Source organism: Paenibacillus phocaeensis, from assembly GCF_900021165.1.
Classification (GTDB): domain Bacteria; phylum Bacillota; class Bacilli; order Paenibacillales; family Paenibacillaceae; genus Fontibacillus; species Fontibacillus phocaensis.
In genome coordinates, this window is sequence record NZ_FCOQ01000018.1 from 255624 (window position 1) to 272753 (window position 17130).

At 51.6% G+C, this 17130-nt stretch carries 13 protein-coding genes and 3 riboswitches; of the genes, 10 read left to right on the top strand and 3 right to left on the bottom strand.

Annotated features, from left to right (window positions below; genetic code table 11):
- Nucleotides 1–22: 22 nt before the first annotated feature.
- Both BN3795_RS11290 and BN3795_RS11295 read left to right on the top strand, forming a co-directional pair.
- A complete protein-coding gene (locus tag BN3795_RS11290) occupies nucleotides 23–301 on the top strand; it encodes a holin (protein ID WP_068784774.1) in 279 nt (92 codons plus the stop codon).
- 85 nt (nucleotides 302–386) lie between these two features.
- Nucleotides 387–593 (top strand): hypothetical protein, encoded by a 207-nt coding sequence (locus BN3795_RS11295; RefSeq protein WP_068785362.1) that lies wholly within the window; start codon nucleotides 387–389, stop codon nucleotides 591–593.
- 73 nt (nucleotides 594–666) lie between these two features.
- Here the strand turns inward: BN3795_RS11295 and BN3795_RS26140 are convergent, their stop codons facing one another.
- Both BN3795_RS26140 and BN3795_RS11300 read right to left on the bottom strand, forming a co-directional pair.
- Nucleotides 667–942: a DUF6809 family protein gene (locus BN3795_RS26140; RefSeq protein ID WP_332835599.1), complete on the bottom strand. Its 276-nt coding sequence runs from the start codon at nucleotides 940–942 to the stop codon at nucleotides 667–669.
- 390 nt (nucleotides 943–1332) lie between these two features.
- Nucleotides 1333–2031 (bottom strand): hypothetical protein, encoded by a 699-nt coding sequence (locus BN3795_RS11300; protein WP_068784775.1) that lies wholly within the window; start codon nucleotides 2029–2031, stop codon nucleotides 1333–1335.
- A 265-nt stretch (nucleotides 2032–2296) separates the two neighbouring features.
- A riboswitch (cyclic di-GMP riboswitch) is annotated at nucleotides 2297–2385 on the top strand.
- A 66-nt stretch (nucleotides 2386–2451) separates the two neighbouring features.
- Nucleotides 2452–2540: riboswitch (cyclic di-GMP riboswitch) on the top strand.
- A gap of 90 nt (nucleotides 2541–2630) precedes the next feature.
- On the opposite strand from BN3795_RS11300, the gene BN3795_RS11305 reads away from it, so the two are divergent.
- Nucleotides 2631–3287, top strand: a complete 657-nt coding sequence (locus BN3795_RS11305) for an anthrax toxin lethal factor-related metalloendopeptidase (protein ID WP_068785363.1) — start codon at nucleotides 2631–2633, stop codon at nucleotides 3285–3287.
- Nucleotides 3288–3344: 57 nt separating this feature from the next.
- Here the strand turns inward: BN3795_RS11305 and BN3795_RS11310 are convergent, their stop codons facing one another.
- A complete protein-coding gene (locus BN3795_RS11310) occupies nucleotides 3345–8564 on the bottom strand; it encodes a MucBP domain-containing protein (RefSeq protein WP_068784776.1) in 5220 nt (1739 codons plus the stop codon).
- A 148-nt stretch (nucleotides 8565–8712) separates the two neighbouring features.
- A riboswitch (cyclic di-GMP riboswitch) is annotated at nucleotides 8713–8804 on the bottom strand.
- A 275-nt stretch (nucleotides 8805–9079) separates the two neighbouring features.
- On the opposite strand from BN3795_RS11310, the gene BN3795_RS11315 reads away from it, so the two are divergent.
- From BN3795_RS11315 to BN3795_RS11345, 7 genes are all read left to right on the top strand, one after another.
- The gene (locus tag BN3795_RS11315) at nucleotides 9080–10654 is read left to right on the top strand and encodes a DUF4127 family protein (protein WP_068784777.1); all 1575 of its coding nucleotides are present in this window, start codon (nucleotides 9080–9082) and stop codon (nucleotides 10652–10654) included.
- Between the two features lie 93 nt (nucleotides 10655–10747).
- Entirely contained in the window at nucleotides 10748–11860 is a 1113-nt protein-coding gene (locus BN3795_RS11320) for an amidohydrolase/deacetylase family metallohydrolase (RefSeq protein ID WP_068784778.1), read from the top strand.
- On the top strand, nucleotides 11826–12929 hold the full coding sequence (locus tag BN3795_RS11325) for a DgaE family pyridoxal phosphate-dependent ammonia lyase (protein WP_068784779.1): 1104 nt from the start codon (nucleotides 11826–11828) through the stop codon (nucleotides 12927–12929). Before BN3795_RS11320 ends, BN3795_RS11325 begins: the two co-directional genes overlap by 35 nt.
- A 1-nt stretch (nucleotide 12930) precedes the next feature.
- Nucleotides 12931–13686, top strand: a complete 756-nt coding sequence (gene dagF, locus BN3795_RS11330; RefSeq protein ID WP_068784780.1) for a 2-dehydro-3-deoxy-phosphogluconate aldolase — start codon at nucleotides 12931–12933, stop codon at nucleotides 13684–13686.
- Complete coding sequence (locus BN3795_RS11335) at nucleotides 13679–14698, top strand: sugar kinase (RefSeq protein WP_068785364.1); 1020 nt, start codon at nucleotides 13679–13681, stop codon at nucleotides 14696–14698. Before dagF ends, BN3795_RS11335 begins: the two co-directional genes overlap by 8 nt.
- 10 nt (nucleotides 14699–14708) lie before the next feature.
- Nucleotides 14709–15428, top strand: coding sequence for a GntR family transcriptional regulator (locus BN3795_RS11340; protein ID WP_068784781.1), 720 nt, complete (start codon nucleotides 14709–14711; stop codon nucleotides 15426–15428).
- A gap of 400 nt (nucleotides 15429–15828) precedes the next feature.
- A complete protein-coding gene (locus BN3795_RS11345; RefSeq protein WP_068784782.1) occupies nucleotides 15829–16848 on the top strand; it encodes a glycoside hydrolase family 130 protein in 1020 nt (339 codons plus the stop codon).
- The last annotated feature ends 282 nt before the right edge of the window (nucleotides 16849–17130 follow it).

A 17130-nucleotide genomic window follows, 5' to 3' on the forward strand; every position in this document is an offset into this window, starting at 1 on the left:
AATAAGGAGGGGAGTCGAAGTCATGCAAAACGAAATTTTAACAAATGTATTAGCTTTTGCTTCCGTTTTGTCCGTATTCGTATTAGCTCTGGTTCAACTTGTCAAAACAACCATCAACCTGCCGAAAAACCTGATCCCCTTCATTGGGGTCGTCATCGGCGTATTAGTCGGGGCTGCGGCTTATCCTTTTACGGAAATGGAGTTAGTGCTGCGGCTGTGGGCGGGAGGTTTGGCCGGCTTGTCGGCCACCGGACTATTCGAGCTCGGGAACATTCGTCAGGGAATGACGAAAGACAAGTGAGGAAGCCGGCTGATTTATTTTCCAGTTGAATCAAGAACGTCGGTTTGCATATAATACAAACAAACGTTCTTATTTGGAGATGATCCTGGTGGAAAAATACATCGGCCAGACCGTAGAAATCATCTACGTTGACCGTGCGGGCAAAATTACGCAGCGGCGGATTGAAGTTCATGATGTGCGAGGCGGTTTGGTGCGGGCGACCTGCTTGGCTTCCCGTGCGCCACGGGCTTTTCGGATCGAGAATATTTTGGCTTGGGTTCCTGTGGCAAAAGGGCGGCATCATGCCTCCTGAACCTCCCTAGCCTCCCATTGTATGGGGCCGTTTCGCTTTTTGCGAGCGGCCCTTTTTTTGCAAGAGCTTATTTTCAGCAAGTTCCATCCCTTTCGCCCAAAACTTCGACCATCAGACAGGCTCCAAGCCGAAAGCCGCAGCGAAAAGAAGAGGTTAACTCCGTCCCATGGATCTGTGCGTAGATGTCCAATAGCGCTTCCAGCTCTTCAAACTCCTCTTCGGAATGCCGCTCCTTCCAAGTCATCATAGTATGCTCTACAACTCGGAAGTAATTTAGAGATGATTCACGAACGTTGGGGATGTACATTGTCAATCCGTTTTCCTTTGTGATAGAATGAAAGCAAATCATTCTGCATAAAATAAAGAGTGAAGATGCGCGAACATCTTCACTCTGACAACAGCCGCTTTGAAGAGCGGTCGGCTGTAGTTGGTTAAAGGAATAGACCCCTTACCTACCACGTGGGCGGTCTATTTCTTTTTGTTTTGGTCTGACGTAGCTACTATCGTAATGACCAAACCGATGAGTGCTATTCATAGCTAACCACCGACTCATCAAACTCCACGGTCACCGCCCCTTTTTTTGCCGGGTATCGGTCTGCACATCAACTCTTCCGTTATGATCTGTTAGTTTTCCTTCTCCTATGAAAGACTGCCCGTCTTCAATTTGATAGAAAAAATAGCTTTCTTTGAACCGCTCCCGAACGGGGCGTATCCAATCGGAAGTTAATGTGCTCGCTTATTAAAGGGGGGCCAATGCGATTTGGATCTCCTTTGTCTTTTGCACTTCGGCAGAAAACCACTTCGCCAAAGCCGAAAAGTCAGTAGAGCCTGTATCCGCAACCCATATGCTGAAGTGGTTATCGTCTGTCCATTCATAATCTGTTATAGGCCAAGTTGGTACTTCCGCATACGCCTTCGTAGCTGAGGCGGGGGAGAGGGGGATGACCTCCATTTTCTCCAAATCCGTTGCCACGATGATGTGCCTTACCACTTGGTTACCTTCATTGTATCCATAGCGGACTAGTAATTTGTTTCGGTCGGGTGAAAGCTTGTAATCCCCAAAAATGCCGTCGGGCAAACCGATGCTAGCAACCTCCGCACCGCTGACTTTCACCAAAAGAGTGGAGCATTGTTTGTTGCCGCAATTGTATTTCAACAATAGGTAGGAATCCGTCTTTGACAACGGCAACAGTTCGTATTGTGTTCTTTCAACTTCCGTTGCGATGTCATCTTGCGTGTCGAGATATGCCTTGTATAGGGGGAGGTCCGAAATGTGAAGTTCTAGAGCTTCTCCGCTTTCCCGTTTGATGTTCAGAACATCCTCCGCCTGATTTGCCCCGACAGAAGGGTTTGAGAACGGCAAATGTGGCTGAAGCAGGAGAAGTAGAACTACTGCCGCTCCCAACAAAGCAAAGTAAGCAATCCGTTTGTTTTTCATATATGAGGGGCTCCTTTTACGGGGTCAAGAGATTGAGGATCTTGGGTACGTTCGTTGACTTCATCTCGCTTGGTTTAACTCCCATGATATCACTTTCGCCTAAGCCCGACTACATGATATGAACGTCTGAAGAGCCGTTGAAATTAAGGCGATCGAGTTCGACATTTTCTGCCATGGAAAGTCTTGACTATCTAGTCCATTTGGCTTATTCTAAATCTAGATTGATAGATTTGTTGACAGATTTGTGACAATTGAAAATATGATAGGTTGATAAAGGCAAATCCATCGAAAGGTGGAGACGCAAAGCTACAGGGGTTAAGGCGACGAAGTTCGCTATGCCAGCCAGTTACCGATCTAAGAGGCCAACAGATTTGATGTTGCATGAGGACCTTCTTACTTCGGTAAGAAGGTTCTTTTTCATATTGATAAAGGCAAATCCATCGAAAGATGGGGACGCAAAGCTACAGGGGCTACCGCGGGTTACGCCGTTACGCCAGCCAGTTGCCGATATGGAAGCCAAACGCAAATACAGGGTATTTCGTTTCTTCCTGATTCGGTCATTACGCATCGTTTCTGATGCGATTCGGGAGGAAACCGAGATGAAACGGTTTATTTTTTTGGCGATCGCAATAATCTTTTCTATGAATCTAGCGACAATTCCGGCGTATGCGCAAGAGGATAATCATAATCTGGTCAGCCAGCTTGTCGTGTTGCCGCAAGATCACTACAACGAAGCCGAAGCCGATAAAATGTTGGGCCGTCTCTCGGCAATCCCCGCGAATTTGCTTAAAGGTTTAAAGGAACATGGTGTTAAAATCAAACTGGCCAACGGCAAAATTACGGATGAACCGGAGTTTGCCCAATACAAGGGGGTTACCCCCCGAGGCTGGGAAAATACCGGATTGACCTGGGACAATGTACCGGGCGTCAGCATGGACATCGTGATCGTGCGGATCGGCTACAGCAATAAGGGCAAAGGCCATAACGGGCAAAACCTGGAGCTTCATGAAACGTTCCATGCGATCGATCGGCTTGTTTTAAACAACATAAGTTCGTCCCAAGAATTTGTTGATTTATGGAAAAGTGAAGCGAACAATGATTATGAAGGCGACGGTTATGTTTCGGCTTACGCCGAAGAATATTTCGCGGAAACCGCTACGTTGTATTTTTATAGCGATAAAACCCGGGAACGTCTTAAACAGGACATGCCTTTAACTTTCGAGTTTCTGGACAAGCTGTTCGCAAATGCCGGATAAGCAGCATATTAAAAACTCCCTTCCGGCCGCTTGACCGAAAGGGAGTTTTTCTGTTGGTTAAGGATAGACGCGGTTCGGTTTCACTTCATTCCAAACCTCGACGTCGGAATCCTCTCTGGAGTAATCATGATGATTGGTGGCTTCCAGGATTTCGTAGTAGTACCACATGCCTTTGGCATTGTCCGGCCACATCTTGGCGTCTTCATGAAGTCCGGCCTCATCGACCTTTCTGTTCAGCACGCTGTTGATGAACTTGGCGGCTTCAGCCCGGGTAATGTACTGATCCGGTTTGAAGGTACCATCCGTGTAGCCGTTGATCCAGCCTTTGTTGGCTGCGGAGGCGATATATTTTTCCGCCCAGTGGCCTTTGATGTCCGTGAACATGTCGTTCGGACGTTCGTCCAGCTTGTCGAAGCGGGAAGCGATCGCCGCAAACTCGGCTCTGGTAATAAATTGCCCCGGTTTAAAGGTTCCGTTCGGATAACCCGTAACGATCCCGGCATTCTCCATCGTCGAAATAAATGGGTTGGACCAACGTTTTGCTTCCACGTCGGAGAGATCGGTGCCGGTCTTCAGGTATGCGGAACGGCTCTCATCGTCCAGCAACCGGTAGAAAATCGTTGCAACTTCTTCACGGGTAATGTTATTGAGCGGTTTCACCGAGCCGTCTGGATACCCGTGAATATATTGGAAGTGGTTTTCCGTGTCAAGTGTCGGCGGAACGGCCGGCAACGGCGGCAACGGAGTTACCTCCGGTGTGCTCGGCGGGGTTGGATTTCCCGAATCCCCTGAATTTCCGGAGTTCCCCGAATCTCCGGAATTGTCCGATCCCCCCGGATTGGACGAATTTCTGGTGTAGTAGAAAATGAACTCTTGGCCTTCCTTATCGTTGAACGTATAGGTATCGGTCGATTTTACCGGAGTGTAGCCGGAGACCGATAAGGCCGCAAGAGTTTTCGTCTCACCCGGTTTGCCGGTTACGACGGTTGGGCTTGCCAACTGCCGATTTGTTCCGTTTTCCAAATACTTGACGGTCAGTTGACGATCTGCAGGCGCGTTTTTCGTATAGTAGAACACATGGGCCTGATTCGGATCGTCGATGAACTCATGCGTGTATTTCACTGTTTCCGGTGTATACCCCAATACCTCTTTTGCAGTGAGTTCGATCTTGTCGCCAATACGGCCTTTGATCATTTCCGGTGCAGCCAGTTCGGCCCCGGTTTCCCGATCCAGATAGGAGACGGTGAGTTGTGCCAGGTCAGTCGGTTCACCTTTCGTGTAGTAAATGGTGAATTCCTGTACCGAATCCAACGTAATCTCGAAACCATACTCGAGTTGTTCCGGGTAATATACGGCATCGGTCACGGAAATAGGTTCCGGATACAACACCAATGTCCGCCCGGCATAACCTAGCTCGGTAGTAGGAGCGATAAGTTCCTCGTTCGACTCAAGGTCTACGTGGTGAATGGTGACAGAACGCTCCAAGTTGGATTTGTCTTGGGTGTACTCGAACACGAATTGCTGTACCTGATCTTCCGTGAATGTATACGGAACTTCATAGGTGTGCGGTTGGTATACCACTCCTGTGACGGAATCCTTGTAATCCGTGGCTGTAAGGGTGATTACTTCGCCGACTTTGCCTGTGTGCGGTTGCGAAGGTTTCAGGTCTTTTTGCGTATCTTTATCTACGTATCTGACGGTTACGGTTCTGTTGTCGTCAGGTTCGGTGCTGTTGGCGGTGTAGTAGAAGATGTACTCATTGTCCTCAGCTTTAACGGTGTACTGGGCTGTTGCGTTTTCCGGAGTGTAGTCCGTAACGTCAACGGCTTCGAGGTTCAGCGTCTCGCCGATCTTGCCGGTAAACGTTTTGGGCTTAGCGAGTTCTTCTTCTGTCCCTTTCTCCAGGAACTTCACAGTAACGGTGCGTTCGTTGGAAGTGTAGTAGAAAGTGTACTCGTTGTTGCCGTCAGCTTTGACAGTGTACTGGGCTGTTGCGTTTACCGGAGTGTAGTCCGTAACGTCAACGGCTTCGAGATCTAACGTATCTCCGATCATACCCTTAATCGGTTGAGGCGAAGCGAGCTCCTTCTCTGTATCTTTCTCCAGGAACTTCACAGTAACGGTGCGTTCGTTGGAAGTGTAATAGAAGATGTACTCATTGTCCTCAGCTTTGACGGTGTACTGGGCTGTTGCGTTTACCGGAGTGTAATCCGTAACGTCAACGGCTTCAAGCTTCAATGTCTCGCCAATCTTGCCGGAAACCGTAACTGGCTCCGCGAGTTTTTTCTTCGTATCTTTCTCCAGGAACTTCACAGTAACGGTGCGTTCATTGGAAGTGTAATAGAAGATGTACTCATTGTCCTCAGCTTTGACAGTGTACTGGGCTGTTGTGTTTTCCGGAGTGTAGTCCGTAACGTCAACGGCTTCGAGGTTCAGCGTCTCGCCAATCTTGCCGGAAACCGTAACTGGCTCCGCGAGTTTTTTCTTCGTATCTTTCTCCAGGAACTTCACAGTAACGGTGCGTTCGTTGGAAGTGTAATAGAAGATGTACTCATTGTCCTCAGCTTTGACGGTGTACTGGGCTGTTGCGTTTACCGGAGTGTAGTCCGTAACGTCAACGGCTTCAAGCTTCAGTGTCTCGCCAATCTTGCCGGAAACCGTAACTGGCTCCGCGAGCTTTTTCTTCGTATCATTCTCCAGGAACTTCACAGTAACGGTGCGTTCGTTGGAAGTGTAATAGAAGATGTACTCATTGTCCTCAGCTTTGACGGTGTACTGGGCTGTTGCGTTTACCGGAGTGTAGTCCGTAACGTCAACGGCTTCAAGCTTCAGTGTCTCGCCAATCCTGCCGGAAACCGTAACTGGCTCCGCGAGTTTTTTCTTCGTATCTTTCTCCAGGAACTTCACAGTCACAACACGTTCGTTGGAAGTGTAATAGAAGATGTACTCATTGTCCTCAGCTTTGACAGTGTACTGGGCTGTTGCGTTTTCCGGAGTGTAGTCCGTAACGTTAACGGCTTCAAGGTTCAGCGTCTCGCCGATCTTGCCGGAAACCGTAACTGGCTCCGCGAGTTTTTTCTTCGTATCTTTCTCCAGGAACTTCACAGTAACGGTGCGTTCGTTGGAAGTGTAATAGAAGATGTACTCATTGTCCTCAGCTTTGACGGTGTACTGGGCTGTTGCGTTTACCGGAGTGTAGTCCGTAACGTCAACGGCTTCAAGCTTCAGTGTCTCGCCAATCTTGCCGGAAACCGTAACTGGCTCCGCGAGCTTTTTCTTCGTATCTTTCTCCAGGAACTTCACAGTCACAACACGTTCGTTGGAAGTGTAATAGAAGATATACTCGTTGCCCTCAGGTTTGACGGTGTACTGGGCCGTTGCGTTTTCCGGAGTGTAGTCCGTAACGTCAACGGCTTCAAGCTTCAGTGTCTCGCCAATCTTGCCGGATACTGTAACTGGCTCCGCGAGTTCTTCTTCTGTCCCTTTCTCCAGGAACTTCACAGTAACGGTGCGTTCGTTGGAAGTGTAGTAGAAGATGTACTCATTGCCCTCAGGTTTGACGGTATACTGTGCCGTTGCGTTTACCGGAGTGTAGTCCGTAACGTCAACGGCTTCGAGGTTTAGCGTTTCGCCAATCTTTCCAGTAAACGTTTTGGGCTTAGCGAGTTCTTCTTCTGTCCCTTTCTCCAGGAACTTCACAGTAACGGTGCGATCAACTACTTCCTCGTACCCAAACCAAATAACCGGTGTTGGGTTGGTTGCGGTCAATCTAACCTTTGTGGGGTTTTCGCCCACTTTAAGCTGGTAACTGGCAACTTCTTTGGCCGGAACGGAATATTCCTTCGAGCCTATAGGCAGAGCCTCATTGCCGGTTTGATCCTTGTAATACTCGCTATAAAGCACTTCCGCGAATTCCGGACCCTCCACTTCAATGCCTTCAGCATTGACTGGATGGCCGTCCGCATTGACCTTATAGCCCTTCATGAGGATGGAACCGTTGCCGATACTCACTTTCGGCACCTCAAAATCCTTCGAAGTATTTCGGTTGTTCACGTCCTTGTATTCCAAGGTCGTTTTTCCATTCGTAGGGTAGAGGGTATTAGAAACCGGGTTCTTCGATGGGTCCATGACCACTTTGTAAGTAAAGACGGCAGGTTCACCTTCAGCGATATTGCCGATGTTCCAGATGTATTTCTCAGTGACCGGATCCCAATCAACTTTGCCTTGCGATACGGTGTAATCTTGAACGCTGATCTGTTTGCCCTGCATTTTCAGATTGAACATATCTCCCATTGGATCAATGACTTTGGCATCTTGTGCCGCAAACGAGATTTTTCCGGCCATTTCGCGGAAAATTTTGTTCAAATCGTCATTACTCGCGGAATAGTAGCCTTCGCTCTTAATGTTTTTCAACACTTTTTCCGCGTTGCTGTTCTTTTCAACGTCCAATCCTACCGAGAAAAGCTTGTGTCCTGCCTCTTTGGCCAATTTTGCTTCTGAAAAAGTGCCGATACCGTTGTCCTTGACTTCGTATTGGTAATGTCCGGAAAACCAAGAATCCCGGATCCACTCACCAAATCCGTAGTCGACTTTATAACTGCTTCCGCTTCCGACAATGTTGTCATAATCGAATGCGGTTATCGCAAATGGGTAGCTGCTATCATAGCCATTGTTCGACCAGGAATAGTTCGTAGCCGCGATCCCTTTGTAACTGTATGTCGGCTCTCCATCGCTTAATAAGACGATAATTTTATTTTTGGCCTGACTCTGATTACTGCTTAAAAGTTCATGCGCCTGTTTGATCCCGGCCTGTATGTTCGTACCGCCATCAGCTTTGATCCCATTTATGGCAGCTTTCAAAGCAGCCTTCTGGTTCGGTCCCTTAAAGCTGGAAACAAGCTCCGACGTTCGGTTAAAAGCGACTACGGCAATCTGGGTGTCCGCTCCATTCAAAAGCAGGTTGTCCACAAACTTATTCGCCGCTTCTTTCGCTTTGTCCATTTTCTTTTGCTTGTTTACTTTGTCGTTCATACTCCCGGACTTATCGATAACCAATACCACGTCTGAGCTCGTCTTGAGGTTTTTCCCCTCAACTTTGAGCGTGATTTCCCATTCGCCCGGGTTTCCTGTAGGCTTGGCGGTTTTGCTAAGCTGGGTCGCTCCGGGATTGGGCCAGACGGGATCGCCTGAGCTCGTTGCGCCAAAGACGGACATAGGACTAATAAAAAGTGATAATAAGCATAACCAAGATACTGCGATTTTTAACCCGTGTTTCATTGGTTCCTCCTCAGATTTTCATAGACTTCCTCCCTTTCAGGCACTAAATTTCTACCCTCCTTACGTTGGGTTATCTATTTCTCACGGAAATTCCGTTGAGAACGCCAGAAAAACAAAAAACCGGCTGCATCAACAACAAAATTCATTGTTATGCAGCCGGACGGTCGTTAACCCTAGTACGGATTGTTAGACTCCAAGGCTTTGCGGCCTAATCTTTCGATTAGTGTGCCCAATTTGCGATTGTTAGTCATAATTTTCCACAGTCTTTCGACAAAAACAATATATTTCATAAAAAATGTCTTGTCAACTACTAAAGTGTGAAAAAAATCATAGTTGAGACAGGGGCGACATTCGAAAAGTCCGCCGAACTAGGCAAATAAACAACATTTTCGGATATTATCGTAAATTCATGGGATATTTCCTGAACTCCCGGAAGGCTAAGATTACATTAAGCGTACGATGACCCATGCGCTGTTGTTTCGATAGAAATCAGGCGATCGGGAGGGAGTGGCTTTATGGCAAAAGTGGTATATGTCCCGCTGGATGAAAGGCCGTGTAATGCGTTGTTTCCCAGACAACTGGCACGGATGACAGATGTAACGCTTGTCGTTCCGGACCGTTCGCTGCTCGGGGACAAGAAACGCCCGGCGGATACGAATGGGATCCGGGAATGGATGATCGAGGCCGCGGAAGGGGCCGATTATTTGCTGGTGTCGATTGATCTGCTCGTTTACGGAGGGATCGTGCCGTCCCGGCTGCATCATTTATCTCTGGAGGAGTGCTTGCAGCGGCTGGAGGTATTAGGGCAGATCAAGCGCCGGTATCCCGGCATCCAAATTCATGCTTTTAATCTAATTATGCGGGTACCGAATAACAATAAGGACGAAGAAGAGCCGGATTATTACAAATTTTATGGCGGGCAAATCTTCAAATACAGCTATCTGACGGACAAGGCGGAGCAAGGGGCGTTGACCCCGGCGGAACAACAAGAGTTGGATGACGTTACGCGGCTGGTCCCGCAAGCTTATTTAAGCGATTTTCTGGAGCGTCGTGCCGTCAACCAGCAGGTGAATCAGCATACATTGACCTTGGTCCATGAAGGCATCATCGATCATCTGGTCATTCCGCTCGACGATAATTCGCAATATGGCTTCTCCCGGGCGGAGCAGCAAATGCTGGTTGCCCGCGTGGAAGCGCTGAACGTGCTGGATCAGGTTCTGATCTATCCGGGAGCCGATGAGATCGGCTGCACGATGTTTGCCCGCATTTTCGGGGAATTGAAGCAGTACAAGCCGGAGATTTTTGTGCGTTATTCTTCAACCGAAGGCCCGCGGATCAAACCGAAATACGAGGATCGCAGCCTGAACGAAAGCATCAAATCGCATATTACCGCGGTTGGAGCGGTCCTTGCTGACCATTCCTTCGAGACGGATCTGGTGCTCCTCGTCCACTCGCCGGCGGTTGACCAAGCGGGGATGGCCGAGCAAATCCCGTTTAAAGAACGGCATCGCTCCTATTTCTCGGAAATTCATTACCGGGAGTTCGCCGAAGCGATCGGGGCCTACTTGCGGAAAGGAAAACAGGTGGCATTGGGCGACGTGGCGACCTGTAATGGCGGCGATCCGGTGCTGATGAACCTGCTGCGGCAGCAAGGGCGGCTGGACCAATTGACGGCGTATGCCGGCTGGAATACTTCCGGGAACACGCTGGGGACGGTGGTAGCTCACCTGGTCATCGCTTCGTATTACGCAGATCGCTGGGCGCAAGGAGAGTTGGCGCAGGCCTGTGAGGCGAGCCGCGTCTTCTATTATCACCGCTTGGCGGAGGATTTCCTGTATCAATCGCTGGTGCGCCAGGATATGCTGGCGAACGATCTTCCCAGGCTGAATGCGAGTTATTATACGCTCGAGCATTGTCTGGAGCAGGTTGAGGCAACGCTCACGGAAAAAATGAACCAGGCGGCAGCGCATTATTTTGCGGATATGAAGGATGGAAGCATTCGTCTGACCGGGCTGCATTTCCCGTGGAGGCGTATGTTTGAGGTCGGTTTTGATCTGGCGATCGAGGGATTTGTCCCCCAACGCAAATAAACATTATAACGTTATATTCTCAAAAGGGCATTTCCGTGTTATGCTAAACCCAACCGTAAGCATGACAACGATCTATAAAAAGAGGCGAATAAAGTGAAGGAAAGAATAGTTCTCCGCCATCTGAAGAGAGTGAACGGAGAAGAGATCGACATCGTAATTGAAGACGGAATGATTGCCGAAATCACGGGAGCCGGCGAGGCTCGTGGAGAACGGGAACAGGACGGCTCCTCCCTCTACGTGTCCAGCGGCTGGATCGATATGCATGTCCATGCGTTTCCGGAATTTGACCCGTACGGCGACGAAATCGACGAAATCGGCGTGAAGCAGGGCGTCACCACGATCGTGGACGCCGGGAGCTGCGGCGCGGACCGGATCGGCGATTTGGTGGCGAGCGGCAAACGGGCTGCGACCAACCTGCTGGCATTTTTGAACATCTCGCGGATCGGACTGCAACGCATCGACGAACTGTCCCAATTGGCCTGGATCGACCGCAATCGGGTAATAGAAGCGTTGGCGGATTACGGCGACTCCATCGTCGGCCTGAAAGCGCGGATCAGCCAAAGCGTGGTTCGGGAGAACGGCATAACGCCGCTGCGCATCGCGCGGGAATTGTCCCTCGAGACCGGACTTCCGCTGATGGTGCATATCGGTTCGGCGCCGCCTGATATCCGGGAGGTGATCCCTCTGCTGCAGCGAAGAGATATCATTACGCATTATCTCAACGGCAAAGCGAACAATCTGTTTGAACCATCGGGCGAGCCGCTCCCGGTCTTGACCGAAGCCATCCGCCGAGGCGTGCATCTCGACGTCGGCCACGGCACGGCGAGCTTCTCCTTCCGGGTGGCGGAGGCCGCCAAGCGGCACGGCATCAATCCGGATACGATCAGCACCGACATCTACCGGGGCAACCGGCTGAACGGCCCGGTATACAGCATGGCGAACGTGCTGAGCAAATTCCTCTACCTTGGTTATCCGCTGGAAGAGGTCATTGCGGCGGTAACCACTCGCGCCGCGCAGTGGCTGGGCAGAGAAGAGCTCGGCCGCATTCGGGTCGGGGACCCGGCTAATTTAACGTTGTTTGCCGTCAAGGAAGAACCTGCTGCATTGACCGATTCGGAAGGAGAACGGCGCGTCTCGAATCGCCGCATCGAAGCACAAGGAGTGATCGTTCATGGAAAATTCATTGAATGCGAAGTACGGGCTTAAGCGCGTGATCAACGCCAGCGGACGCATGAGCATTCTCGGCGTATCTGCGCCAAGCGATACCGTAATGGAGGCGATGAAGCGGGGCGGTCAAAGCTACGTTGAAATCGCCGATCTCGTCGATAAGGCGGGGGACTATGTTGCTAAGCACGTTGGTTCTGAGGCGGCGGTAATTGTGAACTCGGCATCAAGCGGCATCGCCTTGTCGGTAGCCGCAATCGTGACTCAAGGCGACCGGCGCAAGAGCTTGCGTCTGCACCAGGAGGAGATTCTCCGCAACGAAATCATCATCTTGAAAGGACATAACGTGCAATATGGCGCTCCAGTGGAAACGATGGTTTACCTCGGCGGCGGCAAACTGGTGGAAGTGGGTTATGCCAACGAAGGCCGGGCGGAACATATCGAAGATGCGATCGGTGAGAGAACGGCGGCGATCCTATACGTCAAATCGCATCATGCGGTGCAGAAGAACATGATTTCCGTCGAAGAGGCCTGGGAGGTAGCGACACGAAATCACGTGCCGATGATCGTGGATGCGGCGGCGGAAGAGGACCTGCAGAAATACGTGAAATTCTCCGACTTGGCCATTTATAGCGGCTCCAAGGCGATTGAGGGGCCCACTTCCGGGATCGTTGCCGGGAAACGCGCCTGCATCGAATGGGTGAAGGTGCAACTGCACGGCATCGGACGGAGCATGAAGGTGGGCAAGGAAACATCCTTCGGCCTGCTGCAGGCTCTGGACGAGTATGCCGCCAAGCCTGACAACAGCGAGCGGGAGAAGGTCGCCTTGCAGACGCTGCTGCCGCTCAGCGATCTCCCGGGGATCCGGGTGTCGATCGTACAGGACGAAGCCGGCCGGGCAATTTACCGGGCCCGGGTTCAGGTCGACCCGCAGCAAGCCGGAATCACCGCGAAAGAGATGGTGCATGCGCTGCAAACCGGCGATATTGCCATTTATACCCGGGATTACGGGGTTAGACAAGGGTATTTCGATATCGATCCGCGCCCGCTGATGGGGGACGATATCCAAGTGATTGCTGCAAAAATAAGGGAATTGGCAGGAGGACGTTAAGATGTCGCAGATCGCAAAACGATTTTATAAGAAACGGGTAGCCCTCAATGTATTGGCCAAAGACATTCCAAATGCCAAGGAAGTGTTCGAAGCGGCGGAGGGCTACGTACTTGTCGGAGTGCTTTCCAAGGACTATCCTACGGTGGAGGAAGCCGTGACGGCGATGAAGGCGTACGGCCGGGAGATTGACGACGCGGTGTCGATCGGTCTTGGCGCCGGTGATAACCGGCAGGCGGCGGTCGTTGCGGAAATCGCCAAGCATTACCCCGGAAGTCACATCAATCAGGTGTTCCCGGCCGTTGGGGCGACCCGGGCAAATCTAGGCGAGCAAGACAGCTGGATTAATAGCTTGGTATCCCCGACAGGGCAAGCGGGTTACGTGAACATCTCCACCGGCCCGGCCAGCGCCGCCCAGGAGAAACCGGCGATCGTGCCGGTCGAAGCGGCGATTGCGCTGGTCCGCGATATGGGCGGCAACGCGCTCAAATACTTCCCGATGCAGGGATTGAGCCGTGAAGATGAGCTTCGCGCCGTTGCGGCTGCCTGCGCCAAGGAGAATTTTGCGCTGGAGCCCACCGGCGGGATCGATCTGGACAATTTCGAGGCGATCCTGCGCATCGCTTTGGAAGCCGGCGTTCCGCAGGTGATCCCGCATGTGTATACTTCGATCATCGACAAGGCGACGGGCAACACCCGGACCGAAGACGTTCTGCTGCTGACTAAAATCATGAAGAAGCTGGCGGATGTTTATGCCTAAACGCGTAGCAGCCTTCGGCGAAGTGATGATGCGTCTGCAGGTGCCCGGTTACGAGACGTTGGCGCAGGGCGATACGTTGAAATATTCCTTCTCAGGCACCGGCGTGAATGTCGTGTCGGCCTTATCGCGCTACGGGCATGCGGGTGCGCTGGTCACGCGGCTGCCGGGCAATCCGCTGGGCGACGCCGCGGCCGCTTATCTGCGCAAGCTTGGCATTGACACCGCCCTTGTCGTAAGGGGAGGCAAGTACGTTGGCATGTACTTCCTGGAGAACGGCTTTGGCGTACGGCCGAGCCGTGTCACATACTCGAACCGGATGGACAGCAGCTTTAACACCGCGCCTGAAGGGACGTACGACTTCGCGGAAATCGCTGCCAGCATCGATGTGGTTCATTTCTGCGGGATTACGCTGGCGATGAATGACGGCGTACGGGCGCATATGCTAGCTTTGGCCGAAGCGGTGAAACGGCAGGGAGGCAAGGTGGTCTTCGACTGCAACTACCGGCCGTCTCTTTGGGGAGAAGGCGGATATGCCCAAGCCAAACCGCATTATGAGGCGATGTTGCGGCTGGCGGACATCGTGATGATGAACGAACAGGATGCGATGCTTACCCTCGGTATGACCTCGGCCCGGCGGAAACGGGAGGAACAGCTGATGGAGTTGATCCCGGCCGTGGCGAAAAGCTACGGGATTTCCGCGGTTGCCGGAACGCACCGCCAGATCCACGGCGACAATACTCATTCGCTGCGCGGGTTTCTGTACAAGGGAGACCGATTTGTTTTCTCCGATCGGTTGACGTTTTCCGTCTATGATAGAATAGGGGCAGGGGACGCTTATGCGAGCGGAATCATCCACGGCGAGCTGGAGAGCTTCGCCCCGGAGCGAACCATCCGCTTCGCGGCGGCAGCGGGGATGCTGGCGCATACCGTGCCGGGCGACACCCCGATGGCGACGGAGGCGGAGATCCTCCGGGCGATGGAGCAATCCGCCACAGGCGATGTGGAAAGGTAGGAGCAAAGCCATGAGTTTGTCCCGTAAAGATAGACCGTTATATTTGCAAATCAAAAACATTCTGAAGGACCGCATATTATACGGCGTATACCCGCTCGGGTCGAATATCCCGTCCGAGCCCCAGCTGGAGCAGGAGTTCGCCGTCAGCAAGATCACCGTTCGCGGCGCGATTCAGGAACTCGTGCAAGAAGGATACCTGGAGAAAGGCAGCGGGAAAGGCACCAAGGTAATCCGCAATAAAGCGGCCGCAAAGTGGTCGAAGTGGAAACACTTCACGGAGATTCTGGTGGAGGAAAACCACCAAATTCGCAAGGAGTGGCTGCGCGCCGCAACGGTGCGGAACGAAGCGGGCTCCGAGCTCCACGGGATGTTCGGGGAGCGTTGTCTGAAGCTGGAACGCGCGTATTATCTCGACGGCCAGCCTTATATTTTTTACGAGCATTATGTGGCCGCAACCCGTAATGAGCCGGATCCGGAGCTCGAGGATTTCCGCGATCATTCGCTGTATGACGTGCTGGAGGAGCGCGGCATTTCGCTGGACAAGCTGAGAGATGAATTCGCCGTAGCTTTGCCGCCGGACGAAGCGAGAAGGTTTCTGCGTTTGGCCGACGGCGTGCCTGTGCTGAAGCGGTCGCGGTATTCACGGGACATCCAGGGAAGATTGGCCGAGTACAGCGTCGGCTATTACAATACGGAGCAGCAAAGCTACATTGTCGACTATGATTCGTAACGCGGCGTTTCTCCGGCAGGACGAAGCGAAAAAGCTGTTTGCAGGCCGTCCCGACAGGCGGGTTCTCCCCTGTTTCGGGACGGTTTTTTGCTGTCCGGACACTTTACAAAATTATCCCGTTTGATCAGACCATAGGGCCGCGCGCAGAAATGGACAAGCTCGGAGGAAGAAGCTTTTTGGCAGATCCTGTTTCTGTATTCCTGGCCTAGCCAGCTCCTGCTCTTGCTCCCTTAATGAAAGGGATAATCGTGCAAAGGAGACGACAGAGACACACAACAAGACCTGAATTTATTCAGATGTTTTCGATAGTTTATGGGATATTTCCGTCGGAGGGCCAGGGCTATAATAACAATAAAGAGCCAAGATCCATATCTATAGGGTTTCATGAGGAGGAGCACAGATGAAGATTACGAGGCATCCGGAAAATCCGATCGTGGTACCGGGAGGTTTTGAATGGAGAAAAGTAACCGTATTCAATCCGGCGGTCATTATCGATAACGGCAAATTTTATATGATTGAACGGACGGCAGGCTCCCTGACGCCGTGCAAAAACTTTCTGGGCTTGCTGGAAAGCGAAGACGGCGTGCATTTCACCCATGTGAAGGACGAGCCGATCGTCACGCCGGACCAGCTCGGCTTCCCATACGGCAGCGTGCAGGACCCGCGGATCGTAAAAATCGACGATACGTTCTATCTGAACTACGCGCTGCGCCCTTGTGCGATGAGCTATTATCCAACGGGCCGGGGGGTTCCGGAACGTTCGATCCCCGAGTACCCGGACGGGTGGGGCGAGCAGGAAGGCCACTGGCTGACGCGTTCGTCGATCCTCGCCTCCAAGAACCTGATCGATTGGGAGTTCGTGGCCGACACGACGCCGCTGGACATCAATGACCGCGACAACATCCTGTTTCCGGAGAAGATTAACGGCAAATTCGTGTTGCTCCGGCGGCCGGAGGAATTCATAGGCGAAGCGTACGGTACGGAAAAAGCGGCGATGTGGATCACCTATTCGGACGATCTTGTCCACTGGGAGGAACCGAAGCTGCTGGCGAAGGCGGAAAACATGACGTGGGAGTCGCGCAAAATCGGCGGATCGACGCCGCCGGTGCGGACGGATCGCGGATGGCTCGTGTTGTATCACGGCGTGGACGACGAGGTGGTCTATCGCGTTGGGGCTATGCTGCTGGATCTGGACCATCCGGAGAAGGTCATCGCCCGCACGAAAAATTTCATCATGGAGCCGGAAACGTACTACGAGAAATTCGGCTACCAGATTCCGAACGTCATTTTCCCGACAGGGAACGTGGTCAAAGACGGGCTGCTTTATATCTATTACGGGGTAACCGATACGGCAATCGCGCTGGCGACGGTGCCGCTGGAGGAACTCGTCGATTATATTCTGAATGAACCGCAGGCCTGAGTGCCAGCTCTTGAATGACCGCGTAAAGCGGTCATTCAAGGAATCTATTTTGCAAACGCTTACCCAAAATAAGAAGAACTCGCCGTCATGCAAAACCCAGGCTTTATGTTATGATATATGACATGATTTTCAGAAAAACATCAAGGTTTCACCAAACTCAGCTAAATATTTCGGATATAATTGATGTTTTGTAGGATATAGTCGAAAGGATGCAGCTTTTATAATTAGGTAATATAACGGGAGGGGAAATAAAAGCGATCATCTCCTGTTATGTTTCGGATA

Coding starts and splice junctions, on each gene's coding strand:
- BN3795_RS11290 (WP_068784774.1), top strand. CDS start 23: ATGCAAAACGAAATTTTAACAAATGTATTAGCTTTTGCTTCCGTTTTG.
- BN3795_RS26140 (WP_332835599.1), bottom strand. CDS start 942: ATGATTTGCTTTCATTCTATCACAAAGGAAAACGGATTGACAATGTAC.
- BN3795_RS11300 (WP_068784775.1), bottom strand. CDS start 2,031: ATGAAAAACAAACGGATTGCTTACTTTGCTTTGTTGGGAGCGGCAGTA.
- BN3795_RS11305 (WP_068785363.1), top strand. CDS start 2,631: ATGAAACGGTTTATTTTTTTGGCGATCGCAATAATCTTTTCTATGAAT.
- BN3795_RS11310 (WP_068784776.1), bottom strand. CDS start 8,564: ATGAAACACGGGTTAAAAATCGCAGTATCTTGGTTATGCTTATTATCA.
- BN3795_RS11315 (WP_068784777.1), top strand. CDS start 9,080: ATGGCAAAAGTGGTATATGTCCCGCTGGATGAAAGGCCGTGTAATGCG.
- BN3795_RS11325 (WP_068784779.1), top strand. CDS start 11,826: ATGGAAAATTCATTGAATGCGAAGTACGGGCTTAAGCGCGTGATCAAC.
- dagF (WP_068784780.1), top strand. CDS start 12,931: ATGTCGCAGATCGCAAAACGATTTTATAAGAAACGGGTAGCCCTCAAT.
- BN3795_RS11335 (WP_068785364.1), top strand. CDS start 13,679: ATGCCTAAACGCGTAGCAGCCTTCGGCGAAGTGATGATGCGTCTGCAG.
- BN3795_RS11340 (WP_068784781.1), top strand. CDS start 14,709: ATGAGTTTGTCCCGTAAAGATAGACCGTTATATTTGCAAATCAAAAAC.
- BN3795_RS11345 (WP_068784782.1), top strand. CDS start 15,829: ATGAAGATTACGAGGCATCCGGAAAATCCGATCGTGGTACCGGGAGGT.